This window comes from Streptomyces sp. LHD-70, assembly GCF_031157275.1.
GTDB lineage: Bacteria > Actinomycetota > Actinomycetes > Streptomycetales > Streptomycetaceae > Streptomyces.
This window is the reverse complement of sequence record NZ_JAVIFW010000013.1, coordinates 99,949-123,709: the sequence shown is the minus strand read 5'-3', so window position 1 is coordinate 123,709 and position 23,761 is coordinate 99,949. Positions and strand designations below refer to the sequence as shown.

General features: G+C 71.9%; 20 protein-coding genes. 17 read left to right on the top strand and 3 right to left on the bottom strand.

Annotated features, from left to right (window positions below):
- Positions 1–29 precede the first annotated feature (29 nt).
- The 6 genes from RCO28_RS25255 (at position 30) to RCO28_RS25230 (ending at position 6,870) form a co-directional block, all read left to right on the top strand.
- Positions 30–581: an ABATE domain-containing protein gene (locus tag RCO28_RS25255; RefSeq protein ID WP_308943557.1), complete on the top strand. Its 552-nt coding sequence runs from the start codon at positions 30–32 to the stop codon at positions 579–581.
- A 121-nt stretch (positions 582–702) separates the two neighbouring features.
- Positions 703–1,287: a sigma-70 family RNA polymerase sigma factor gene (locus tag RCO28_RS25250; RefSeq protein ID WP_308943556.1), complete on the top strand. Its 585-nt coding sequence runs from the start codon at positions 703–705 to the stop codon at positions 1,285–1,287.
- The gene (locus RCO28_RS25245; protein WP_308943555.1) at positions 1,284–2,051 is read left to right on the top strand and encodes a zf-HC2 domain-containing protein; all 768 of its coding nucleotides are present in this window, start codon (positions 1,284–1,286) and stop codon (positions 2,049–2,051) included. The genes RCO28_RS25250 and RCO28_RS25245 overlap by 4 nt, the downstream gene beginning before the upstream one ends.
- A 47-nt stretch (positions 2,052–2,098) precedes the next feature.
- Positions 2,099–4,381 (top strand): UvrD-helicase domain-containing protein, encoded by a 2,283-nt coding sequence (locus tag RCO28_RS25240; RefSeq protein ID WP_308943554.1) that lies wholly within the window; start codon positions 2,099–2,101, stop codon positions 4,379–4,381.
- Positions 4,382–4,803: 422 nt separating this feature from the next.
- Entirely contained in the window at positions 4,804–6,225 is a 1,422-nt protein-coding gene (locus RCO28_RS25235; RefSeq protein WP_308943553.1) for an NAD-dependent malic enzyme, read from the top strand.
- Positions 6,226–6,588: 363 nt separating this feature from the next.
- Positions 6,589–6,870: an HU family DNA-binding protein gene (locus RCO28_RS25230; protein ID WP_016645140.1), complete on the top strand. Its 282-nt coding sequence runs from the start codon at positions 6,589–6,591 to the stop codon at positions 6,868–6,870.
- A 75-nt stretch (positions 6,871–6,945) separates the two neighbouring features.
- Here RCO28_RS25230 and RCO28_RS25225 read toward each other — a convergent pair whose 3' ends face one another.
- Together RCO28_RS25225 and RCO28_RS25220 are read right to left on the bottom strand one after the other, a co-directional pair.
- Positions 6,946–7,620, bottom strand: coding sequence for an HAD family phosphatase (locus RCO28_RS25225; RefSeq protein WP_308943552.1), 675 nt, complete (start codon positions 7,618–7,620; stop codon positions 6,946–6,948).
- A gap of 11 nt (positions 7,621–7,631) precedes the next feature.
- Positions 7,632–8,375 (bottom strand): GntR family transcriptional regulator, encoded by a 744-nt coding sequence (locus RCO28_RS25220; RefSeq protein ID WP_308943551.1) that lies wholly within the window; start codon positions 8,373–8,375, stop codon positions 7,632–7,634.
- Between the two features lie 285 nt (positions 8,376–8,660).
- On the opposite strand from RCO28_RS25220, the gene RCO28_RS25215 reads away from it, so the two are divergent.
- From RCO28_RS25215 to RCO28_RS25200, 4 genes are read left to right on the top strand one after another with little or no spacing between them, the layout of a single operon-like run.
- The gene (locus tag RCO28_RS25215) at positions 8,661–9,815 is read left to right on the top strand and encodes an extracellular solute-binding protein (protein ID WP_308943550.1); all 1,155 of its coding nucleotides are present in this window, start codon (positions 8,661–8,663) and stop codon (positions 9,813–9,815) included.
- Between the two features lie 2 nt (positions 9,816–9,817).
- Entirely contained in the window at positions 9,818–10,735 is a 918-nt protein-coding gene (locus RCO28_RS25210) for an ABC transporter permease subunit (protein WP_308943549.1), read from the top strand.
- On the top strand, positions 10,723–11,544 hold the full coding sequence (locus tag RCO28_RS25205; protein WP_308943548.1) for an ABC transporter permease subunit: 822 nt from the start codon (positions 10,723–10,725) through the stop codon (positions 11,542–11,544). Before RCO28_RS25210 ends, RCO28_RS25205 begins: the two co-directional genes overlap by 13 nt.
- A complete protein-coding gene (locus RCO28_RS25200) occupies positions 11,541–12,590 on the top strand; it encodes an ABC transporter ATP-binding protein (protein WP_308943547.1) in 1,050 nt (349 codons plus the stop codon). Before RCO28_RS25205 ends, RCO28_RS25200 begins: the two co-directional genes overlap by 4 nt.
- A 189-nt stretch (positions 12,591–12,779) precedes the next feature.
- On the opposite strand, the gene murA is transcribed toward RCO28_RS25200, so the two are convergent.
- Positions 12,780–14,126 carry a UDP-N-acetylglucosamine 1-carboxyvinyltransferase gene (gene murA / locus RCO28_RS25195; RefSeq protein WP_308943546.1) on the bottom strand — a complete coding sequence of 449 codons (1,347 nt, stop codon included), beginning with the start codon at positions 14,124–14,126 and terminating at the stop codon, positions 12,780–12,782.
- A gap of 274 nt (positions 14,127–14,400) precedes the next feature.
- On the opposite strand from murA, the gene RCO28_RS25190 reads away from it, so the two are divergent.
- From RCO28_RS25190 to RCO28_RS25160, 7 genes are all read left to right on the top strand, one after another.
- Positions 14,401–15,000, top strand: coding sequence for a YqgE/AlgH family protein (locus tag RCO28_RS25190; RefSeq protein ID WP_308943628.1), 600 nt, complete (start codon positions 14,401–14,403; stop codon positions 14,998–15,000).
- 27 nt (positions 15,001–15,027) lie between these two features.
- Positions 15,028–15,321, top strand: a complete 294-nt coding sequence (locus RCO28_RS25185; protein ID WP_308943545.1) for a DUF3039 domain-containing protein — start codon at positions 15,028–15,030, stop codon at positions 15,319–15,321.
- A 94-nt stretch (positions 15,322–15,415) separates the two neighbouring features.
- Positions 15,416–17,068 (top strand): beta-N-acetylhexosaminidase, encoded by a 1,653-nt coding sequence (locus tag RCO28_RS25180; protein WP_308943544.1) that lies wholly within the window; start codon positions 15,416–15,418, stop codon positions 17,066–17,068.
- Between the two features lie 357 nt (positions 17,069–17,425).
- Positions 17,426–18,331, top strand: a complete 906-nt coding sequence (locus tag RCO28_RS25175; protein WP_308943543.1) for an FAD binding domain-containing protein — start codon at positions 17,426–17,428, stop codon at positions 18,329–18,331.
- Entirely contained in the window at positions 18,328–20,025 is a 1,698-nt protein-coding gene (locus tag RCO28_RS25170) for a 2Fe-2S iron-sulfur cluster-binding protein (protein WP_308943542.1), read from the top strand. Before RCO28_RS25175 ends, RCO28_RS25170 begins: the two co-directional genes overlap by 4 nt.
- Positions 20,022–22,343, top strand: a complete 2,322-nt coding sequence (locus tag RCO28_RS25165; protein ID WP_308943541.1) for a xanthine dehydrogenase family protein molybdopterin-binding subunit — start codon at positions 20,022–20,024, stop codon at positions 22,341–22,343. Before RCO28_RS25170 ends, RCO28_RS25165 begins: the two co-directional genes overlap by 4 nt.
- A gap of 295 nt (positions 22,344–22,638) precedes the next feature.
- Complete coding sequence (locus tag RCO28_RS25160; protein ID WP_308943540.1) at positions 22,639–23,670, top strand: PRC and DUF2382 domain-containing protein; 1,032 nt, start codon at positions 22,639–22,641, stop codon at positions 23,668–23,670.
- Positions 23,671–23,761 lie beyond the last annotated feature (91 nt).

Sequence of the window (23,761 nt, the reverse complement as noted above, 5' to 3'; positions counted from 1 at the left end):
AGGGGCGGGGAGGGGAAGAATGACGCCCCATGGACGAGCTGCGGTTCGACTTCGGCAGGATCTGCCTCGACCTCCTCGCGACCACCCACCCCACCGAGCACCTCGACAGCCCGGACGCCGTCCGTACGTGGATCCGCGGTGCCGGGATCGCCCCCAGCGGCACCCCGCTCGCCGCCGTCGGCCCGGACTGCGTGACCGCGCTTCGCCAACTCCGGTCGGACATCGGGGAGTTGTTCAGCCGGGGACAGGCCGCCGAGCCCCTCGCCCGCCTGAACGCGCGTGCCGCCGCCGCTCCGCCCGTGCCGCGCGTCGTACGGACGGACACCGGAAACCTCATCCGCGCCCTGCACCCCGACCCCGCCGGAGAGGCCCTGCTCGCGGCCGTCGCGCGGGACGCCGTCGACCTGCTCACCGACCCGGCGGCCCGCTCCCGGGTGCGCCAGTGCGAGGGGGAGGGCTGCCCGTTGCTGTACCTCGACACCTCCCGCGGGCGGCGCCGCCGCTGGTGCTCCAGCGAGGTCTGCGGCAACCGTGTCCGCGTGGCCCGGCACCGCCGCAGAAGTACCGCCAGATCTCTTTGAACACACGGCTGAACGCGCGACTGAAAACACGGCTGAACACACGGCGCCTCGCGTACGTACCTCCAGAGCGAACCGGCGAACCGGCGAACCGGTCACCCCGACGAACACGGGGACAGCGGAGGTGCGCGTGCGCAAGGATTCCGTCGTGGCAGCCGACCGCACCCGCTCGCGGGCGCGCCACCGCAGGTACGAACCCGCGGGCGTCGACGAGGAGTTGATGCGCGCGCTCTACCGGGAGCACGCGGGTCCGCTGCTCAGTTACGTCCTGCGGCTGGTCGCGGGCGACCGGCAGCGCGCCGAGGACGTCGTGCAGGAGACCCTCATCCGCGCGTGGAAGAACGCCGGCAGCCTCGACCGCTCCTCCGGCTCCGTACGGCCCTGGCTGGTGACCGTGGCCCGGCGTATCGTCATCGACGGCCACCGCAGCCGGCAGGCCCGGCCGCAGGAGGTCGACCCGTCGCCCCTCGATGTCATGCCCGCGGAGGACGAGATCGACAAGGCGCTGTGGCTCATGACGCTCTCCGACGCGCTTGACGACCTGACGCCCGCGCACCGCGAGGTCCTCGTGGAGACGTACTTCAAGGGCCGTACGGTCAACGAGGCCGCGCAGACGCTCGGCATACCACCCGGAACGGTGCGTTCGCGGGTGTTCTACGCGCTGCGCTCGATGAAGCTGGCACTGCAGGAGCGGGGGGTGACGTCGTGAACGCGTACGGGGGGCAGGAGTTCGGGCCGGGGGAGTCCGTGCACGAGTCGGTGGGGGCGTACGCGCTCGGCGTCCTGGACGAGCGGCAGACCGCGGCCTTCGAGGCACATCTCGCCCAATGCGCTTACTGCGTACGGGAGTTGGGCGAGCTCGCCGGAATGGAGCCGATGCTCGCCGTGCTCGCCGCGGACGGCGTGCCCGCACCGCCCCGCGCGGCCGACGACCGCCGCCTCGGCGAACTCCTCGCCGCGACCGCCCGCGAGCGCGGCGGCCGCCGCAGGCGCGGCCGCCTGATGCTGGCCGCCGCGGCCGCCCTGATCGTCACCGCCCCGCTCGCCGCCCTCGCCGTGACCGGCGACGACAGCCCGGGGACGCGCCGTCCCGAGGCGCATTCGACGAGCCCCGCGCAGGACGCGTTCTTCCACCACATGACGGAGAAGGTCGCGGCCACCGACCGGGTCACCGACGTCACGGCGACCGTCGGCACGGAGAAGAAGCCCTGGGGCACACACACGGTCCTGGAGCTGAAGAACGTCAAGGGCCCCCTCAAGTGCACCCTCGTCGCGGTCGGCAGGAACGGCGAGGAGGAGACGGTCACGTCCTGGTCGGTGCCGAAGTGGGGCTACGGCATCACGGACAGCCCGCACGCCCAGGCCCGCTCCCCGCTGTACGTGCACGGCGGCGCGGCGATGGACGCGTCCGACATCGACCATTTCGAGGTCCGCACGCACGACGGACGACGTCTGGTGGAGGTCGAGGCGTAACTTCGCGTACGGTTGACGGCTGCCCAGTACAGCAGAAGGGGAACGCGGTGGCCGTCGACAACGGAACTCTGCCGTCAGGCACACGCGACCGGGAGATCGGTGCCGAGCAGGCACATCTCGACCGGGTCTACCGCCGCCTCGAAGAGAAGATCCACGAGGCCGAGTTCCTCATGCACGACGCCGCCCAGCGCGGCCAGGTCGGCACCCCGGGCGCCCTCGCCGAGCGGGACGCGCAGGTGTTCCGCGCGGGTGTGCACCTCAACCGGCTCAACAACGAGTTCGAGGACTTCCTCTTCGGCCGGATCGACCTGCTGCTCGGCAAGGACGGCAAGAAGGGCCCGGACGGCGCGTACACCTCGATCGAGCCGGCCGACGACGCGATCCGCGCGGACAACACGGCCGACATCGCCGAGACGTTGCACATCGGCCGGATCGGTGTCCTCGACGCGGACTTCTCGCCGCTGGTCATCGACTGGCGCGCCCCGGCCGCCGCGCCGTTCTACCGCTCCACGCCGGTCGACCCCGGCCGGGTGGTCCGGAGAAGGGTGATCCGCTCCAAGGGCCGCAAGGTGCTCGGCGTCGAGGACGACCTGATGCGCCCCGAGCTGACCGCCCACCTGGACGGCGAGGAGCTCCCGGCCCTCGGCGACGGCGCCCTGATGGCGGCGCTCGGCCAGGCCCGCTCGCACTCCATGCGGGACATCGTGGCCTCCATCCAGGCCGAGCAGGACCTGGTCATCCGCGCCCCCGCCGCCTCCGTGACGTACGTGGAGGGCGGCCCCGGCACCGGCAAGACCGCCGTCGCCCTGCACCGCGCCGCGTACCTGCTCTACCAGGACCGGCGGCGGTACGCGGGCGGCATCCTGATCGTCTCGCCGACGCCGCTGCTCGTCGCGTACACCGAGGGCGTCCTCCCGTCGCTCGGCGAGGAGGGGCAGGTCGCGATCCGCGCGGTCGGCTCGCTCGTCGACGGTGCGGAGGCGACGGTGTACGACGAGCCGCCGGTGGCCCGCGTCAAGGGCTCCTCGCGGATGCTGAAGGTGCTGCGCAAGGCGGCCCGCGGCGTCCTGGAACGCCCGGACGCGCCCACTCTGCTCCGGGTCGTCGCGTTCGGCCGCCGTCTGGAGCTTGAGGCGGACGAGCTGGCCCGGATCCGCGAGGCCACCCTCGGCGGCACCGCCCCCGTGAACCTCCTGCGCCCGCGCGCCCGCAAGCTGCTCCTGGACGCGCTGTGGGCGAAGTCCGGCTCGGCGAACCGGCACTCCGACCCGGAGCTGGCGGCCGAGCTGCGCTCCTCCTTCGACGAGGACGTGGCCTCCGAGGACACCTTCCTGGCCTTCCTCGACGCCTGGTGGCCCGAGTTGACCCCGCGCCTGGTGCTCGCCGCGATGGCCGACGAGAGACGCCTCGGCCGCTGGTCACGCCGCGTCCTCAACCCGGGCGAGACCCGCCGCCTGGCCCGCTCGCTGCGCCGCGAGGGCCTGTCCGTGCACGACGTGGCGCTCCTCGACGAGCTGCAGACGATGCTCGGCACCCCGGCCCGCCCGAAGAAGAAGCGCGAGCTCGACCCACTCGACCAGCTCACCGGCCTGGAGGAGCTGATGCCGCAGCGCGAGGAGACCCAGCGCGAACGCGCCGAACGCCTCGCCCAGGAGCGGGTCGAGTACGCGCACGTCATCGTCGACGAGGCCCAGGACCTGACGCCGATGCAGTGGCGGATGGTGGGCCGCCGCGGCCGGCACGCCACCTGGACGGTCGTCGGGGACCCGGCCCAGTCCTCCTGGTCGGACCCGGACGAGGCCGCCGCCGCGCGCGACGAGGCCCTCGGCACCCGGCCGCGGCGCCGCTTCGAACTCACCGTCAACTACCGCAACCCGTCGGAGATCGCCGAGCTCGCGGCGAAGGTCCTCGCCCTCGCCATGCCCGGCACCGCGTCCCCGAAGGCGGTCAGGTCGACGGGCGTCGAGCCCCGCTTCGCGGTGGTGCCCGACGGCGACCTGGGCGCGAGCGTCCGCGCGGAGGCCGAGGCGCTGCTCGACCGGGTCGACGGCACGATCGGCGTGGTGGTGGCGATGCGCCGTCGCGCCGAGGCGGCCCGCTGGCTCGCGGAGCTCGGAGAGCGCGTGGTGGCGCTCGGCAGCCTGGAGGCCAAGGGCCTGGAGTACGACGCGACGGTGGTGGTCTCCCCGGCGGAGATCGCCGACGAGTCCCCGGCGGGCCTGCGCGTGCTGTACGTCGCCCTGACCCGCGCGACCCAGCAGCTCACGGTCGTCTCGGGCCGGCGCGACGAGCCGGACGCGGCGGGGGTACCGGACCTGCTGCGGGACTGACGCGCGGGAATTGCCTTACGGGGAACCTTTGTTACCTTGGACGTGGCACCGGCCCGATCCAAGCCCCCGGGCCCAACCTTCGTCGCTACGAGCGACCACTTGCCGCGAGGCGAGCATGGCGGGTCGGTGTCACTTGAACGACAGGTCCCAGGACCGCATGAGAGGCCCGCGTCACCCACGGTGGCGCGGGCCTCTTCGTGTTCTCCCTAGAGGTTCCTCCAGCGTTCAAGGAAACTCTTCCCACGATCCTCCACTTCTCGTATGGTGGAAGATGTTTTCCGAATCCATTCGGTGAGCGTCCGACTCCGTCTCGGTGAGCGCGAGAACAAAACGTTCTCAATCCGGGGTGGCTACCACGTACCCAGCGGTAGGTGCGACGATCGGATGACGCACGCGAAATACAGGTGAAAGAGGAAGTCGGCATGGCAACGGCGCCCAGCGTCTCCTACTCGATGACGGTCAGGCTCGAGGTGCCTGCGAGCGGTACGGCCGTTTCGCAGCTCACCACGGCCGTCGAGTCCCACGGAGGCTCGGTCACCGGCCTCGACGTCACGGCTTCCGGCCACGAGAAGCTCCGTATCGACGTCACCATCGCCGCGACCTCCACCGCGCACGCGGACGAGATCGTCGAGCAGCTGCGCGGCATCGAGGGCATCACGCTCGGCAAGGTCTCCGACCGTACGTTCCTGATGCACCTCGGCGGCAAGATCGAGATGGCGTCCAAGCACCCCATTCGCAACCGCGACGACCTCTCGATGGTCTACACCCCGGGTGTGGCCCGGGTGTGCATGGCCATCGCCGAGAACCCCGAGGACGCGCGCCGCCTCACCATCAAGCGCAACACCGTCGCGGTCGTGACGGACGGCTCGGCCGTGCTCGGCCTCGGCAACATCGGGCCGATGGCCGCCATGCCGGTGATGGAGGGCAAGGCGGCCCTCTTCAAGCGCTTCGCCGACATCGACGCCTGGCCGATCTGCCTGGACACCCAGGACACCGACGCCATCGTCGAGATCGTCAAGGCCATCGCCCCCGGCTTCGCGGGCATCAACCTCGAGGACATCTCCGCGCCCCGCTGCTTCGAGATCGAGGCCCGCCTGCGCGAGGCCCTCGACATCCCGGTCTTCCACGACGACCAGCACGGCACCGCCATCGTGGTGCTCGCCGCCCTGACCAACGCGCTGCGCGTGGTCGGCAAGAACGTCGGTGACGTCCGCGTGGTCATGTCCGGCGCCGGTGCGGCCGGTACGGCCATCCTGAAGCTGCTGATCGCCGCCGGCGTCAAGCACGCCGTGGTGGCCGACATCCACGGCGTCGTGCACGCCGACCGCGACGACCTCAAGGACGCCGCCGTCGACTCCCCGCTGCGCTGGATCGCGGACAACACCAACCCGGAGGGTGTCACCGGCACCCTCAAGCAGGCGGTCGTCGGCGCCGACGTGTTCATCGGCGTCTCGGCTCCGAACGTCCTCGGCGGGGACGACGTCGCGGCGATGGCCGACGACGCGATCGTGTTCGCGCTCGCGAACCCGGACCCGGAGGTCGACCCCGCAATCGCCCGTCAGACGGCGGGAGTTGTGGCCACGGGCCGCTCCGACTTCCCGAACCAGATCAACAACGTCCTGGTCTTCCCCGGCGTGTTCCGCGGTCTGCTCGACGCCCAGTCGCGCACCGTGAACACCGAGATGATGCTGGCCGCGGCCACCGCGCTCGCGGACGTCGTCACCGAGGACGAGCTGAACCCGAACTACATCATCCCGAGCGTCTTCAACGACAAGGTCGCCGGTGCCGTCGCCGGAGCGGTGCGCAACGCCGCCAAGGCCGCCGGAGGGGCTCCCACCGCCTGATGTGACGGTTCCCACGGTCGTCGGGGCGGCGCGTCGCGGAACCCGCGCCGCCGCCCCGCCCTCTAGGGTTGCGGGCGGCGCGCCCTGAAATCCTGGGGGTCCGGCGCCTGGAGCTGGACGGACCGTCGCGAACTTCGTCACGTTTTGGACGAAGTGGCGCTTTTCGTGTGACTCCCAAGGGTGCCGGATTGGCTTTCCCGCCATTTTTAGGGGCAGGATGCGTCTCTAGGCGGGAGGGTCCGACTGACGGACCCGGGTCCGGGGACCCACGAAGGACCCTGGCAGCATCGGCTTCGCTGTGCTGAACATGCGGCTCGACCGCGTGGCACGCCTCAACGGCAAGAAGAACACGGGAGTACAAACATGAACCGCAGTGAGCTGGTGGCCGCGCTGGCCGACCGCGCCGAGGTGACCCGCAAGGACGCCGACGCCGTGCTGGCCGCGTTCGCCGAGACCGTCGGCGAGATCGTTGCCAAGGGCGACGAGAAGGTCACCATCCCCGGCTTCCTGACCTTCGAGCGCACCCACCGTGCCGCTCGCACCGCCCGCAACCCGCAGACCGGCGAGCCGATCAACATCCCCGCCGGATACAGCGTGAAGGTTTCGGCCGGTTCGAAGCTGAAGGAAGCGGCGAAGGGCAAGTAAGCCTCAACGTCAGCGCGGAGGGCGGCACCCGGAACGTTCCGGGTGCCGCCCTCTTTGCTTGCCGTGGGGTCGGTGCTACAGCGCCACCTCGTCCAGCGTCCGCACCAGCGTCGTACGCGGCCCCGGGGTGATGCCCGGGACCGAAGGGACCGCCAGGAGGCGGCAGCCCGCTGCCAGGGCGGCTGTCGCGCCCGTCGGGGTGTCCTCCACGGCCAGGCAGTCCGCCGGGTCCACGCCGAGCGCCGCCGCGGCCGTCAGGTACGGCTCCGGGTGCGGCTTGCCGCGCTCCGTCTCGCCCGAGGTGACCGAGGTGTCGAAGCGGTGCCGGCCGAGCGTGTCAAGGACCAGGTCCGCCACGTGCCGCTCCGAGGCGGTCACGAGGGCCGTGGGGATGCCGAGCGCCCGCGCACGGTCGAGCAGCCGCAGCGCGCCGGGCTGTACGGTCACGCCCGCCGCGACGCGGGACGTGAACGCCCGGTCCAGGATCCGCGCGCTCTCCGCGGCGGTCAGGGCCGTCAGCCCCTGCCGTACGAGATGGTCGGCGGCGTCGGCCACCGCCGCGCCCGCGAACGGGGCCAGGGTCGGGCCGCTCGACGGGGAGCCCTGCGCGTGCAGGAACTCCGCGACCGCGTCGAGCCAGGCGTGCTCGGTGTCGACGAGGGTGCCGTCCATGTCGCAGAGCAGGGCGGCGGGGCGGGGCAGGGTGAGCGCGGGGGACGCGGGGGACGAGGTGTGCGCGGGGTTCGTCAACTGCGGGTTCCTCAATGATCAGGGGAGGTGCGGGCCAGGGGGTTGGTCTGCACCGAGTTGCGGACGGTGAAGACGACCGTGCCGGGCCGGTAGCGGTCGTCCGAGGTCTCCACCGGGCGGCCCTCGGTGGTGGTCGTGGTGCGGCGGACGCGCAGCAGCGGGGAGCCGCGGCGGACCGACAGCTCGCGGGCGTCCACCGTGCCGGCGGGGACCGCGTCCAGATGGTGCTCGCCGTGCGACATCACCAGGCCGACCGCGTCGTACAGGCTCTGCGTCACCGACTCGCAGTCGTCCGGCAGGGCTTCGACGGCCTCGGCGGTCCAGCCCGCGTACACCGTGCGCTCCAGGAGGGCCGGGTCGCCGTCCAGGGTGCGGACGCGCAGGACGTGCAACACCGTGTCGCCCGGGGCGAGTTGGAGCTGGGCGGCCTCGGCCTCGGTGGCGCGGGCGCGACGGCTGGACAGGACCCGGCCGCCGGGGGTGCGGCCGCCCGCGCGGGCCCACTGGGCGAAGCTGCGCAGCTCGGTGAAGCTCTGACTGGGCGTCGCCGCGAGCACCACGCGCCGGGCGCCCTGCCGGGAGCCGATCAGGCCCTCCGACTGGAGCGTGCCGAAGGCCTGGCGCAGGGTGCCGCGCGATACGCCGTGGGTGCTTGCGAGTTCGGACTCCGAGGGCAGGGCCGCGCCCACCGGATAGCTGCCGTCGGCGATGGCGCGGCGCAGCTCGTCGGCGATTTCCTCGTGCCGTCGGGTCACTTGTCTCCTCGGACGGGTGGGCTTGCGGGAGGACTCGATCATGTCATCCGGCGTCGGTTCCGCGCACCCCCGAACTGTGCGCAGATGTGCACAGGGTCGGTGAGCGGGACCCTGCTTATAACCGCTCCCGGGCCAGGTAAACACATCTCTTCATAACGCTTTTGACCTGCGCTTTTTCTTCACTGAGAGCTTTACCGTGCGGTCACTTGGCGGTTATCTTCGTCCGGCTTACTGACGATGGCTTGTCCAGACAGGTGGCATGCCAAAGACCCAGGAGTACCCATCGTGAAGGCATACCGTCCCCGTGGTGCGAGGCGCGCCGTGACCGTCGCCGCCTGCGCACTCGTCACCGCCGTCGCGGCCACCGGCTGCGGTGCCGCGCCGACCGCGGACGCGCAGAACAGCAAGGCGGGCAAGGCCCGTTCGGCGGCCGACCTCGGCGGCCTCGACAAGCTGGTCGCGGCCGCGAAGAAGGAGGGCGAGCTGAACGTCTACGCCCTCGCGCCCGACTGGGCGAACTACGGCGAGATGATCAAGGCCTTCGAGAAGAAGTACGGCATCGAGGTCAACAACGAGAACCCCGGCGGCAGCAGCCAGCAGGCCCTCAACGCCGCCGCCAAGCGCAAGGGCCAGCCCCGCGCCGTGGACGCCCTGGACCTCGGCACCGCGTACATGCAGGACGCCAAGACCAAGCAGCTCCTCGCCCCGTACAAGGTCGAGGGCTGGGACGGGGTGCCGAAGGAGCAGAAGGAGGCCGACGGGTCCTTCGCGGACAACTACGGCGGCTACATCTCCATCGGCTGCGACGCCGAGGCCGTCAAGAAGTGTCCGGAGACCTTCAAGGACCTGCTGAAGCCGGAGTACAAGAACAAGGTCGCCCTCAACGGCAACCCCACCGAGTCCAGCTCCGCGCTCTCCGCCGTCTTCGCCGCGTCCCTCGCCAACGGGGGCTCGCTCGGCGACGTACAACCCGGCCTCGACTTCTTCAAGAAGCTGAAGCAGAAGGGCAATTACGTCCCCGCCGAGTCCACCCTCGCCACCATCCAGAAGGGCGAGACCCCGATCTCCATCGACTGGGACTACCTCAACCTCGGCTACGGCGACAAGCTGCGGCCCAAGGGTGTCGACTGGCAGGTCGTCGTCCCCGAGGACGGCCAGTACTCGCTGTACTACAACCAGGGCGTCAACAAGTACGCCCCGCACCCCGCCGCCGCCCGCCTCTGGCTGGAGTTCGTCTACAGCGAGGAGGGCCAGAACATCTGGCTCAAGGGCTACTCGCGGCCCGCGCTGCTCGACCGCATGGTCGAGGACGGCACCGTCGACAAGGCCGCCAACGCGAAGCTCCCCTCGGTCACCGGCACCCCGAAGTCCGCCACCCCCGAGCAGGAGGCCGCGGCCAAGGAGAAGGTCGTGCAGGGCTGGGCCAAGGCGGTCGGGTGACCATGGCGGAACAGGTTCTCCAGGAGGTCCGGAAGCCGGCCGTACGCGCGGAACGGCCCGCCCCCCGACGCCGCTCGCGTCCGGGCCGGGCCCGCTGGCTCGCCGTCGTCCCGTTCTTCGCGTTCCTCGCCGTCGGCTTCGGCCTGCCCGCCGGGACCATGGCGTACGGCGCGTTCACGGCGACCGACCCGGCGACGGGCGCCACCCGGTTCACCACCGAGAACGTCACCGGCGCCCTGACCGGGGTGTACGCGGAGGGGCTCGCCGGAAGCGTGCAGCTCTCGCTGCTCACCGCCCTGTTGGCGACCGTCGTCGGCGCCGTGGTCGCCCAGGCCCTGGTCGCCTCTCAGAAGCCCGCCCTGCGCCGGGCCGTCGTGGCGGCCTGCGGGGTGTTCGCCAACTTCTCCGGCGCACCGCTCGCGTTCGCGTTCATCGCCACCCTCGGCACGACCGGCACCCTGACCCGGATGCTCTCCCTGGAGTCCACCGGCTTCAGCGTCTACACCTTCACCGGGCTCGTCCTCGCGTACCTGTACTTCATGGTGCCGCTGATGGTCGTCACCGTCCTCCCCGCCTTCGACGGGCTCCGCGTCCAGTGGCGTGAGGCCGCCGCCTCCTGCGGGGCGACCCGCGGGCAGTTCTGGCGGCACGTAGGCATCCCCGTGCTCACGCCCTCGCTGCTCGGCGGCGCGGTCCTGATGTTCGGCACCGCCTTCGCCTCGCACGCCACGGCGGCCGTCCTGGTCGGCGGTTCGGTCCAGCTGATCACCATTCAGATCGCCAACGCCCTCAACGGCAACGTGCTCGCCGGGCAGGAGAACCTGGCGCTCGCGATGAGCCTCAACATGGTCCTGGTCGCGCTGCTCGTCATGGCCGTACAGATACCGCTGCAGCGCAGGAGTGCCCGATGGCTCGGCTGACCTCGCGCGGACCGGTCCTCGGGACCGCCGCGCTCTACTTCCTCGTACCGGTCGCGGCCTCGCTGTGGTTCACGATCGCCGACGCCGACGGCATCAGCTTCGACGTCTACAGCAAGGGCCTCGGCTCGGAGGGCCTCACCACGAGTCTGCTGCGGTCCGTCTCCATCGGCCTCGCGACCGTGGCGCTCGGCCTGCTGCTCATGGTGCCGACCACGGTCGCCGTCGCCCTGCGCCTGCCGAAGCTGCGCCGGGTCGTCGAGATCCTCTGCATGATGCCGCTGGTCGTCCCGCCGATCGCCCTGGTCGCGGGCGTAGCCACGGTCCTCTCCTGGCAGCAGGACCTGGCCGCGACGCCCTTCTACGGGACCTTCCAGGCCCTGATCGACCGCGACTTCCCCCTCATCCTCGTCATCGTCTACACGGTGATGTCCCTGCCGTTCCTGTACCGCTCCCTCGACGCGGGCCTGCGCGCCGTCGACCTGCGCACCCTCGTCGAGGCCGCCCGCAGCCTCGGCGCCTCCCGCACCCAGACCCTGCTCCAGGTGATCGCGCCCAACCTGCGCCAGGCCGTCATGGGCGGCGCGGTGCTCAGCCTCGCCATGGTGCTCGGCGAGTACTCGGTCGCCTCCGTCCTCGGCTTCGAACCGTTCGCCGTGTGGATGGTCAACGTCGGCGACAGCGAGGCCCAACTCTCGGTCGCCGCCGCGATGCTGAGCCTGCTCTTCACCTGGGGGCTGCTGCTCCTGCTCACGGCCCTCGCCGGCGGCCGTACCGTCACGACCCAGAGCCGAAGGAAGACGACCTCATGACCGTCCCCGTGCAACTCAAGCAACTGCGCCGGGAGTTCGGGTCCACCGTGGCCCTGGACGGCCTCGACCTGGACATCGCGCCCGGTGAACTCGTCGCCCTGCTCGGCCCGTCCGGCTGCGGCAAGACGACCGCTCTGCGCATCATCGCGGGCTTCGAGTCGGCGGACGCCGGCGAGCTGTTGATGGACGGCCAGGACGTCACGTCCGTCCCCGCCAACCGCCGGGACATCGGCATGGTCTTCCAGTCGTACTCCCTCTTCCCGAACATGACGGCCGCCGAGAACGTCTCGTACGGGCTTCGGGTACGGGGTGTCTCGTCCGGTGAACGGTCCGTGCGGGCCGGGGAGTTGCTGGACCTCGTCGGCCTGCCCGGGCGCGGCGGGCACTATCCGCACCAGCTCTCCGGCGGCCAGCAGCAGCGCGTCGCGCTCGCGCGGGCGCTGGCGATCCGGCCGCGCGTCCTGCTCCTCGACGAGCCGCTGTCGGCGTTGGACGCGAAGGTGCGGCTCTCCTTGCGGGAGGAGATCCGCCGCATCCAGCTGGAGCTCGGCATCACCACGGTCTTCGTCACGCACGACCAGGAGGAGGCCCTGTCCATGGCGGACCGGGTCGCCGTCATGAAGGACGGCCGCCTCGAACAGTGCGCGACCCCCTCGGAGTTGTACGACCGCCCGGCCACGCCCTTCGTCGCGGAGTTCGTCGGCACGATGAACCGGGTGCCGGGGGTGGTGGGCGCGGACGGCCTGGTCGAGCTGTTCGGGCGGCGGCTGCCGGTGCACGGTGGTTCTTTCAGCGCCGGTACGGAGGTGGATGTGCTGCTCCGGCCGGAGGGGTTCGGGGTGACGCCGGGTGGGGACGCGGTGGTCCGCGTGGCGACGTTCCTCGGCGCGACGACCCGGTTGCACGTTTCGACTGCGTCGGGGCTTGTGGTGAAGGTGGACGTTCCCAGCTGGGAGGCGGCTGAGCTGGGGCCGGGTTCCGCGTGCACGGTGACGCCCCACGACAAGCCGGTGCTGGTGGCCGAACGTGCGGTGCCGGTCGGCTAGTTGTTCTTTCCCCTACCCGCCCCTTCCCGAAGGTCCTGCGGACAGCCACGGGGGCCAGCCCCCGGACCCCCGCTCCTCAAACGCCGGAGGGGCTGATTTATCAGCCTTCGGGAAGGGGCGGGGAGGGGAAAGCCAACGGAGCGGCACCCACGATCAGGGTGCCGCTCCGTCGACGTACGGTCGGAGCGATCAGACCAGCGCCCCACCCGGAAGCTCGACCTTCGCGCCCAGCTCGACCAACTTCTCCATGAAGTTCTCGTAGCCCCGGTTGATCAGGTCGATCCCGTGCACCCGGGACGTCCCCTGGGCCGCCAGCGCGGCGATCAGGTACGAGAAGCCACCCCGCAGGTCAGGGATGACCAGATCCGCACCCTGCAGCTTCGTCGGGCCCGAAACCACCGCGGAGTGCAGGAAGTTGCGCTGACCGAAGCGGCAGTCCGAGCCGCCGAGGCACTCGCGGTACAGCTGGATGTGCGCGCCCATCTGGTTCAGCGCGGACGTGAAGCCGAGGCGCGACTCGTACACCGTCTCGTGGACGATGGACAGGCCGGTGGCCTGCGTGAGCGCGACGACGAGCGGCTGCTGCCAGTCGGTCTGGAAGCCGGGGTGGACGTCCGTCTCCAGGGCGATGGACTTCAACTGGCCGCCCGGGTGCCAGAAGCGGATGCCCTCGTCGTCGATCTCGAAGGCGCCGCCGACCTTGCGGTAGGTGTTGAGGAAGGTCATCATCGTGCGCTGCTGTGCGCCGCGTACGTAGATGTTGCCCTCGGTCGCCAGGGCCGCCGAGGCCCAGCTCGCGGCCTCCAGACGGTCGGACAGGGCCTGGTGGTTGTAGCCGCCGAGCTTGTCGACACCCGTGACCCGGATCGTCCGGTCGGTGTCCATGGCGATGATCGCGCCCATCTTCTGCAGCACGCAGATGAGGTCCTCGATCTCCGGCTCCACGGCCGCGTTGGACAACTCCGTGACACCCTCCGCCAGGACCGCGGTGAGCAGCACCTGCTCGGTCGCGCCCACCGACGGGTACGGCAGCCGGATCTTCGTGCCGCGCAGCCGCTGCGGGGCCGTCAGGTACTGGCCGTCGTCCCGCTTCTCGATCGTCGCGCCGAACTGCCGAAGGACCTCGAAGTGGAAGTCGACCGGGCGGCCGCCGATGTCGCAGCCGCCGAGCCCCGGGATGAACGCGTGGCCCAGGCGGTGAAGGAGCGGGCCGCACAGCAGGATCGGAATACGGGACGAACCCGCGTGCGCGTCGATGTCCGCGACGTTGGCGGACTCCACGTGCGAGGGATCGAGGACGAGCTCACCCGGCTCCTCACCGGGGCGCACGGTCACACCGTGCAGCTGCAGCAGGCCGCGCACGACCCGCACGTCGCGGATGTCCGGGACATTGCGCAGGCGGCTCGGACCGCTGCCGAGCAGCGCGGCGACCATGGCCTTGGGCACCAGGTTCTTGGCGCCGCGGACACGGATCTCGCCCTCCAGCGGGGTTCCGCCGTGGACAAGCAGTACGTCGTCATTGCCGTTGACGGTCATCTATCTCGCGTTCCGATGAGGTGGGCAGGGGGCCGAAGAGACAGGGTAATGGGCTCCTACCCCCTTCCCGTAAGGCCAAGGGCGGTCTCGTACGTCATGACTTCGCCACAACACGAACCGTGCCTTTTCCTGCGCATACGGTCACTGAAATCGGACGCTCCCGACATGTGCGCGACCTATGCGCGGGGTGTGCATCCCTGCGCTGTGAGCTGCGACGGCTCACATAGTGCCGCCCGCTCCCCACCGAGGGCGAAGATGCGGGATCATGTCTGCCATGACCGAGGTGTCCTCGCTCACAGGGCGGCTGCTCGTCGCCACACCGGCCCTGGCGGACCCGAATTTCGACCGCGCCGTCGTGCTCGTGCTCGACCACGACGACGAGGGCTCACTCGGCGTGGTCCTGAACCGTCCCACCCCCGTCGGCGTCGGCGACATCCTGGAGGGCTGGGCCGGCATCGCCGGTGAGCCCGGGGTCGTCTTCCAGGGCGGGCCGGTCTCCCTCGACTCCGCGCTCGGCGTCGGCGTGATCCCCGGCGAGGCGGAGACCCCGGCCGGTGCCACGGCCCGCACCGGCAGCAGGGACCCGCTCGGCTTCCGCCGCGTGCACGGCGCGATCGGCCTGGTCGACCTGGAGACCCCGCCGGAACTCCTCGCCGCCGCCCTCGGCTCCCTGCGCATCTTCGCCGGGTACGCGGGCTGGGGCCCGGGCCAGCTGGAGGACGAGCTGGCGGACGGCGCGTGGTACGTCGTGGAGTCCGAGCCGGGGGACGTGTCGTCGCCGGTGCCCGAGCGGCTGTGGCGGGAGGTCCTGCGACGGCAGCGCAGCGAACTCGCGATGGTGGCCACGTACCCGGACGATCCGTCGCTCAACTGACCTCAGGCCTGGGTACCCTTGGCAGTTATGAGCACTCAAGAGCCCGAGCGCGGGGCAGGTACGGGGACCCTCGTAGAGCCGACACCGCAGGTGTCGCACGGCGACGGCGACCACGAGCGCTACGCCCACTACGTCCAGAAGGACAAGATCATGGCGAGCGCGCTCGACGGCACCCCCGTCGTCGCACTCTGCGGCAAGGTCTGGGTCCCGGGCCGCGACCCGAAGAAGTACCCGGTGTGCCCCATGTGCAAGGAGATCTACGAGTCCATGGGCGCGGGCGGCGACAAGGACAAGGACGGCGGCAAGGGCGGCAAGAAGTAGCGGTCCTGTCCGTCCGACGACGGGGTCTGGGGGCGCAGCCCCCAGTTTCCCGAGCCCCGGACGGTGGCACAGCATGCGTGCTAGGCAAGACCGCATGACACTCGCCGATCTCATCCCGGCCCCCGCCACCGCCCGCAGCACCGCCGACACCTTCGTCCTCGACGAGTCGACCGTCATCGACGCCGCCCCCGGCACCGAACGCACCGCCCGCTGGCTCCGCGCCACCCTCGGCGCCGCCACCGGGCTCCCGCTCGCCCCCGCCGCATCCGGCGCCGACCGTCCCGCGATCCGCCTGCGGATCGCCCCGATCGCCCCCGCGGACCTGGGCGACGTACCCGAGGCGCACCGGCTGCACATCGACGCCGAGGCCGTCACCCTCACCGGCGCCGACGCCGCCGGAGTCTTCTGGGCCGCCCAGACCCTGCGCCAACTCCTCGGCCCCGAGGCCTTCCGCCGGGCACCCCTCGACCCCGGCCGGCAGTGGACCGTGCCCGGTGCCGTCATCGAGGACGCGCCCCGCTTCGGCTGGCGCGGCATGATGCTCGACGTGGCCCGGCACTTCCGGCCCAAGGACGACGTCCTGCGCCAACTCGACCTGCTCGCCGCGCACAAGCTGAACGTCTTCCACTTCCACCTCACCGACGACCAGGGCTGGCGCATCGAGATCGAGCGCTACCCGAAGCTCACCGAGATCGCCTCCTGGCGCCCGCGCACCAAATGGGGCCACCGGGCGTCGCCGCTCTGGGAGGACAGGCCGCACGGCGGCTTCTACACCCAGGACGACATCCGCGAGATCGTCGCGTACGCCCGTGAGCGGCACATCCGCGTCGTCCCCGAGGTGGACATCCCCGGCCACTCGCAGGCCGCCATCGCCGCCTACCCGGAGCTCGGCAACACCGACGTCGTCGACACCTCCGCACTCGGCGTCTGGGACACCTGGGGCATCAACCCGAACGTCCTCGCCCCCACCGAGGCCGTACTCCGGTTCTACGAAGGCGTCCTGGAGGAAGTCCTCGACCTGTTCCCCGCCGACACCTCGCCGTATCTGCACATCGGCGGCGACGAGTGCCCCAAGGAGCAGTGGAAGCAGTCGCCCGCCGCCCAGGCCCGCATCAAGGAGCTCGGGCTCAGCGGCGAGGACGAGCTGCAGTCCTGGTTCATCCGGCACTTCGACGGCTGGCTCACCGCGCGCGGCCGCCGCCTCATCGGCTGGGACGAGATCCTGGAGGGCGGCCTCGCGCCCGGCGCCGCCGTCTCCTCCTGGCGCGGGTACGCGGGCGGCATCGCGGCCGCCCGGGCGGGCCACGACGTCGTCATGTGCCCCGAGCAGCAGGTCTATCTGGACCACCGGCAGGACGGCGGCGAGGACGAGCCGGTGCCGATCGGATACGTCCGCACCCTTGAGGACGTCTACCGGTTCGAGCCCGTACCGCCGCAGCTCACGGCCGAGGAGGCCCGGCACGTGCTCGGCACCCAGGCCAACGTCTGGACCGAGGTGATGGAGACCCGCTCGCGCGTCGACTACCAGGTCTTCCCACGCCTCGTCGCCTTCGCCGAGGTCGCCTGGAGCTCCCTGCCGCCCTCCGCCGAGCGCGACTTCGCGGGCTTCGAGCGCCGAATGACCGCCCACCGGGCCCGACTTGACGCCCTCGGCGTCGACTACCGGCCACCCTCCGGACCTCACCCGTGGCAGCGGCGCCCCGGCGTGCTCGGACGCCCGATCGAGGGAGCGCCCCCGAACGTGTGAGGCCACCGGAAACCCAGTACGCCCCGGGGGTGCGGCCCTGGGAGCGTGGGTGCCCGTACGGACGCCGCCGAGCAGGGCTCGTACGGGCCGGAGAACGAACGGGACGGGTGCGCGGGGAACCGTGCGGCGAACAACAGCCCAAGACCCGTCGAACAACAGCAACGGGCATCAAGCGGCGAGGACATGGGAAAGCGGACGTATCTCCTGGCGGGGGACGAACCACTCCTAGCGGACCCCCTCGTCGGGCGGCCCGGAAGATGTGCCAGAGTTGCCACGTCCGGCCCGTGAGCACGTACCGTACGGCGCAGTAGGCACACCCTGGCTCACTTGCTCGGTCGTAGGGAAGGGGCAGCCGGTTTGACCACGCACGCACCGCAGTCGCCGCAGGCGGCACAGGCTGCACATGCGGTGAAGTTGCCTGCCACGCTGGACGAGGCGGTGGCGGCGCTCACCGCCATGCCCGCCGCCGTGCCCGTGGCGGGCGGCACCGATCTGATGGCCTCGGTCAACTCCGGACTCCTGCGGCCCGCGGCCCTCGTGGGCCTCGGCCGGATCAGCGAGATCCGCGGCTGGCAGTACCAGGACGGGCACGCCCTGCTCGGCGCCGGACTCACCCACGCCCGCATGGGCCGCCCCGACTTCGCCGCGCTCATGCCCGCGCTCGCCGCCGCCGCCCGCGCCGCGGGCCCGCCCACCGTGCGCAACGCCGGCACCCTCGGCGGCAACATCGCCTCGGCCGCGCCGACCGGCGACTCGCTGCCCGTACTCGCCGCGCTCGAGGCCACGTTGGTCATCGCGGGGCCCGACGGCTCGCGCCGCGAAGTGCCCGTATCGCACCTGCTCGCGGGCATGGACATGCTGCGCGCGGGCGAGCTGATCGGTTTTGTGCGCGTGCCGCTGCTGCACGCCCCGCAGGTCTTCCTCAAGGCGACCGGACGCACCGGACCCGGCCGCGCCACCGCCTCCGTCGCCCTCGTCCTCGACCCGGCGCGACGCGGTGTGCGCTGCGCGGTCGGCGCCATCGCGCCCATGCCGCTGCGCCCCCTCGACGCGGAGAACTGGGTGGCGTCGCTGATCGACTGGGACGCCGAACGCGCCCTCGACCCCCAGGCCCTGCACGCCTTCGGCGAGTACGTCGCCGCCGCGTGCATTCCCGACCAGGCACCGGACGGCACGCGCGAGGAACTGCCGCCCGCCGTACTGCATCTGCGGCGCACCGTCGCCGTGCTGGCCCGACGAGCACTGGGGAGGGCGCTGTCGTGAGCGACACCAATGGCAACACCGGGGGCGGTGTCGACCACAACGGCGGCGGCTGGCAGCCCACGCCGCAGGGCGAGTACGACGCCGATGCCACGGCGTTCGTGCAGATCCCGGAGGGCTTCGGCCTCGCCGACTTCGAGGAGAGCGGCACGACCACCCCGCTCGCCGCACCCGGCGGTTACGTACCGCCGCAGATCTCCGTGACCGGCGGCGCGGCCACCGACCCGGCCGCGACCAGCGCGTTCGTCGTCCCCACGATGGGCGCAGGTCCCGCCCAGCCCGCCCCCGAGCAGGTCAGCTGGCCCGAGCCGCAGGGTGACTACGGCGGGTACGACGGGTACGGCGAGTACAGCGGGTACGCGGGCCAGGAGCCCTCGGCGTACCAGGACCCGTCCGGATACGGGCAGCAGCCGTACGAGGAGTTCTCCGGGTACGCGCCCCAGGCCCCCCAGGCCCCCCATACCCACGACAACGTCACCGGCCAGTGGTCGATCCCGCTCGCGCAGGGTGAACTCCCGGACGAGTCGGGGGAGTTCACGCAGTCCTCGCTGATCGAGCAGTGGGGCGGCGAGGCCCCGGCGACCCTGCCGGGCGGCGCGCCGGCGCCCTGGGCGGCGAGCGTGCCGGAGCCCGCGCCCGAGCCGGTCGCGCCCGTGGAGTCCCCTGCCGAGACGACGGCCGAGTTCGGGATCGTACGGGATGTGCCTCCGGTGGAGGCGACCGCTGCGGCGGATGCGGTGGACGAAGTCCCGCTCGAAGTCCCGGTCGAAGCCCCGGTCGAAGTCCCGCTCGAAGAGGGCGAGTTGACCGTCGAGCCGCAGCCGCAGCCGCAGCCGCAGTTCGAGCCCGAGCCCGCACCGGCAGCGGAAGCCGACCCCGCGCCTGACCCGGAACCCGAACCCGACCCCGTACCGGAAGCCGCACCCGAACCCGACCCCGTACCGGAAGCCGCACCCGCCCCCGCACCCGAACCCGTACCGGAACCCGAACCGCGGCCCGTGGCGGCACCCGAGACGACCCCCGCCGTCAGCAGCACCCAGGAGCAGCCCGCCGTACCGCACGACGAGCACCCGCTCGCCTCGTACGTGCTGCGCGTGAACGGGGTCGACCGGCCCGTCACGGACGCCTGGATCGGGGAGTCGCTGCTCTACGTGCTGCGCGAGCGGCTCGGGCTCGCCGGGGCCAAGGACGGCTGCTCGCAGGGCGAGTGCGGGGCGTGCGCGGTGCAGGTGGACGGGCGGCTCGTCGCGTCCTGCCTGGTGCCCGCCGCGACCGCCGCGGGCAGCGAGGTCCGTACGGTCGAGGGGCTCGCCACCGACGGCCGGCCCTCCGACGTGCAGCGCGCCCTCGCCTGCGGGAGCGCCGTGCAGTGCGGCTTCTGCGTACCGGGCATGGCGATGACCGTGCACGACCTCCTCGAGGGCAACCCCGACCCGAGCGAGCGCGAGGCCCGGCAGGCGCTCTGCGGCAACCTCTGCCGCTGCTCCGGCTACCGCGGCGTCCTGGACGCCGTACGCGAGGTCGTCGCCGAGCGCCGCGCCGCCACCGAAGGGGACCGTGAACTCGCGGGCGGGGAGGCCGAGTCGGCGGACGGTGACGCCGCCGCACGGATCCCGCACCAGGCCCCGCCGGGCGCCGGCGGAGTCCACCCGCAGCATGTCCCGCACCAGGGCGCCCAGGACGGAGGAGCGGCGTGAGCAACGAAGCGGCCGCCACGGCGACCACCCCCGCCGCCGGCACCACGGCGTCCGCCGACGCACCGCGGCCCGAGCACGGCCTGGGCGCGTCGCTGCAGTCCGCCGACGCGCAGGCCAAGACGGAGGGCACGTTCCCGTACGCCGCGGACCTGTGGGCCGAGGGCCTGCTGTGGGCCGCGCTGCTCCGCTCGCCGCACCCGCACGCGCGGATCATCTCCGTGGACACCTCGGAGGCCGTCGCGATGCCCGGCGTACGGGCCGTGGTCACCGGCGAGGACATTCCCGGGGACGCCGCGCACGGCCGCCGTGTCCACGACCGCCCTGTGTTCGCCACACATGTGGTCCGCCACCATGGCGAGCCCATCGCCGCCGTGGCCGCCGACCACCCGGACACGGCCCGTATGGCCGCGGCCGCGATCCAGGTCGAGTACGAGGTCCTGGACCCGATCACCGACCCCGAGCAGGCCTTCGCCGCCGAACCCCTGCACCCCGACGGCAACCTGATCCGCCACATCCCGCTGCGCTACGGCGACCCGGAGGCGGCGGGCGAGGTCGTGGTGGAGGGCCTGTACCGCATCGGCCGCCAGGACCCGGCCCCCATCGGCGCCGAGGCGGGCCTCGCGGTGCCGCGTCCCGACGGCGGCGTCGAGCTGTACGTCGCCTCCACCGACCCGCACACCGACCGCGATCTGGCCGCCGCCTGCTACGGCCTGGAGCCGGACCGCGTGAAGGTCGTCGTCACCGGCGTGCCCGGCGCGACCGCCGACCGCGAGGACCCCGGCTTCCAACTCCCGCTCGGACTCCTGGCGTTGCGGACCGGCTGCCCGGTGAAGCTGACGGCGACCCGCGAGGAGTCCTTCCTCGGCCACGCCCACCGCCACCCCACGCTCCTCCGCTACCGCCACCACGCGGACGCCGAGGGCCGCCTGATGAAGGTGGAGGCGCAGATCCTCCTGGACGCGGGCGCCTACGCGGACGCGTCGTCGGAATCCCTGGCCGCCGCGGTCTCCTTCGCCTGCGGCCCCTACGTCGTCCCGCACGCCTTCATCGAGGGCTGGGCGGTCCGTACGAACAACCCGCCGTCGGGCCATGTGCGCGGCGAGGGCGCCATGCAGGTGTGCGCGGCCTACGAGGCGCAGATGGACAAGCTGGCCGGGAAGCTGGGCCTCGACCCGGCCGAGCTGCGGCTGCGCAACGTCCTCGCGACGGGCGACATCCTGCCCACCGGCCAGACGGTCACATGCCCGGCTCCGGTCGCCGAACTCCTGCGTACGGTAAGGGACTTCGAGCTTCCCCCTCTCCCCAAGGACACCCCGGAGGAGGAGTGGCTGCTGCCCGGCGGCCTGGAGGGCGCGGGCGACCCCGCCGCCATCCGCAGGGGCGTCGGCTACGCACTCGGCATGGTGCACATGCTGGGCGCGGAGGGCGCGGACGAGGTCTCCACGGCCACGGTCAAGGTGCAGGACGGCGTGGCCACGGTGATCTGCGCGGCGGTCGACACGGGCCAGGGCTTCTCCACCCTCGCGCGGCAGATCGTCCAGGAGACCCTGGGCATCGACGAGGTCCACGTGGCGTCGGTGGATACGGACCAGCCCCCGGCCGGTCCCGCCTGCCGGGGCCGCCACACCTGGGTCTCGGGCGGAGCGGTCGAACGCGCCGCCAAGATGGTCCGCACCCAGCTTCTGCAGCCCCTGGCCGCCAAGTTCGGCATGTCCACCGAGCTGCTCCAGATCACCGACGGCAAGATCACCTCGTACGACGGAGTCCTGTCCACCACGGTCACGGAAGCCATGGACGGCAAGGAACTCTGGGCCACGGCCCAGTGCCGCCCCCACCCGACGGAGCCGCTGGACGACACGGGCCAGGGCGACGCGTTCGTGGGCCTCGCGTTCTGCGCGATCCGTGCGGTGGTCGACGTGGACGTGGAGATGGGCTCGGTGCGCGTGGTCGAGCTGGCCGTCGCCCAGGATGTGGGTCGCGTCCTCAACCCGGTCCAGCTCAGGGCCCGTATCGAGGCCGGTGTCACGCAGGGTGTCGGCGCGGCCCTGATGGAGAACCTCCGCACCCCGAAGGGCCTGATCCGCCACCCCGACCTGACGGGCTACGCGCTGCCGACGGCCCTGGACGCCCCGGACATCCGCATCGTGAAGCTGGTGGAGGAGCGCGACGTCGTGGCCCCCTTCGGCGCGAAGGCCGCCTCGGCGGCCCCGGTGGTCACGTCCCCGGCAGCGGTGGCGGGCGCGGTGCGCGCGGCTACGGGGCGCGCGGTGAACCGGTTGCCTATTCGGCCGCAGGGGGTTGTGGTCCAGGAGGGGTAGTCGCGGGCCTGCCGGGTCGCCGGTCTGCCGGGTAGCCGCCGGTCCGCCAGGGCGCGGGCCCTCTGGTGTCCCCGGCGACCAAATTCACCCGTTTGGAGTAGTCGGACCCGGTGCGGGTCCCGCGGTGTCACCGCCCCCGCTCAACGCCGCCGACGACCCTCGGGAAACGCCCCGCCGCTACGGAGAGTGATTCGCTGGCTTGCGTACCCCGCCGCGCCAGCGCCCGATGGACCTGAGGCACACGGCATGTCCGGCGATCTCGGATCGCCCCCTGTGCCTGAGGGAGTGATCACGCATGGCAGAGGGCGAGACCTTCAGCAAGCCCGATGCGCTCGTGGGGCTGACCGCCTACGACCGTGGGGGCGAAAAGATCGGCAGCGTCGAGCGGGTCTTCGTCGATGACGCTACGGGCCGCCCGGAATGGGCGACGGTGAAGACGGGCCTCTTCGGCATCAAGGAGACATTCGTCCCGCTGGCCGGTGCCAGCCGCAAGGGGGACGCGCTGAACGTCCCCCACACCAAGGAGACCGTCAAGGAAGCGCCCAGGGTCGACGCCCACCAGCACCTGGAACCGCGACAGGAACAGGAGCTCTACAGGCACTACGGCATCACGAGGTCTACCGGGACCCAGATGGCCACCGGTCAGGGCTCCGGTCGAACCACAGGTCAGCGAGGCCTCGGTCAGACCACGGGCAAGGCCACGGGCCAGACCGCGGGTCAGACCATGGGGCAGGGCGCGGACCGGACAGGCAAACCCTCACCCAAGACCATGCCCGACACGGCACTGACCGGCGGCGTGGGCGCGGCGGCGGCCTCGGGCACCGGCCGTCCCGGCGAGACGTCCGGACGCCACGCCGGTGCTCGCGAACCGGCTGGTGCTCGCGAACCGGCCATGCGTTCCGGTCCGGGCTCGGAGGGCAAGGCCGAGGAGATGATCGTCTCCGAGGAGCGGCTGCACGTCGGCACCCAGGAGGAGGAGGTCGGCCAGGCCCACTTGCGCAAGGTCGTGGTGACCGAGGAGGTCACGAAGTCCGTGCCGGTCTCGCACGAGGAAGTACGTGTGGTGCACGAACCGATCAAGGAGGGCGAAGCCACGCGCGCAACCATCGGCGAGGCCGAGACCGAGGTGACCCTGCACGCCGAACGGCCGGTGATCCGCAAGGACGTCGTGGCAGTGGAGCGTGTCCGCCTCGAGACCGAGAAGGTCCAGGAGACCCAGCAGGTTTCCGAGACGGTCCGCAAGGAGGAGGTCCAGTTCGACAGCCCGGAGGGCGACCGCAAGGGCATGCCGGGCGAGGGCCGCGGGAGGCGGGGGCCGCGCCACTGACCGACAGTCAGCGGAGACGATCCTGTCGGCCCGCCGCCCCGTCCGGGGGACGGCGGGCCGTTCCCGTACCCGAAGACCTGCTGGCACAGGT

Excerpts from the sequence above, each read along its gene's own strand:
- RCO28_RS25255 (WP_308943557.1), top strand. The coding sequence starts at position 30 with ATGGACGAGCTGCGGTTCGACTTCGGCAGGATCTGCCTCGACCTCCTC.
- RCO28_RS25235 (WP_308943553.1), top strand. The coding sequence starts at position 4,804 with ATGGCAACGGCGCCCAGCGTCTCCTACTCGATGACGGTCAGGCTCGAG.
- RCO28_RS25230 (WP_016645140.1), top strand. The coding sequence starts at position 6,589 with ATGAACCGCAGTGAGCTGGTGGCCGCGCTGGCCGACCGCGCCGAGGTG.
- RCO28_RS25210 (WP_308943549.1), top strand. The coding sequence starts at position 9,818 with ATGGCGGAACAGGTTCTCCAGGAGGTCCGGAAGCCGGCCGTACGCGCG.
- RCO28_RS25205 (WP_308943548.1), top strand. The coding sequence starts at position 10,723 with ATGGCTCGGCTGACCTCGCGCGGACCGGTCCTCGGGACCGCCGCGCTC.
- RCO28_RS25200 (WP_308943547.1), top strand. The coding sequence starts at position 11,541 with ATGACCGTCCCCGTGCAACTCAAGCAACTGCGCCGGGAGTTCGGGTCC.
- murA (WP_308943546.1), bottom strand. The coding sequence starts at position 14,126 with ATGACCGTCAACGGCAATGACGACGTACTGCTTGTCCACGGCGGAACC.
- RCO28_RS25190 (WP_308943628.1), top strand. The coding sequence starts at position 14,401 with ATGACCGAGGTGTCCTCGCTCACAGGGCGGCTGCTCGTCGCCACACCG.
- RCO28_RS25185 (WP_308943545.1), top strand. The coding sequence starts at position 15,028 with ATGAGCACTCAAGAGCCCGAGCGCGGGGCAGGTACGGGGACCCTCGTA.
- RCO28_RS25180 (WP_308943544.1), top strand. The coding sequence starts at position 15,416 with ATGACACTCGCCGATCTCATCCCGGCCCCCGCCACCGCCCGCAGCACC.
- RCO28_RS25160 (WP_308943540.1), top strand. The coding sequence starts at position 22,639 with ATGGCAGAGGGCGAGACCTTCAGCAAGCCCGATGCGCTCGTGGGGCTG.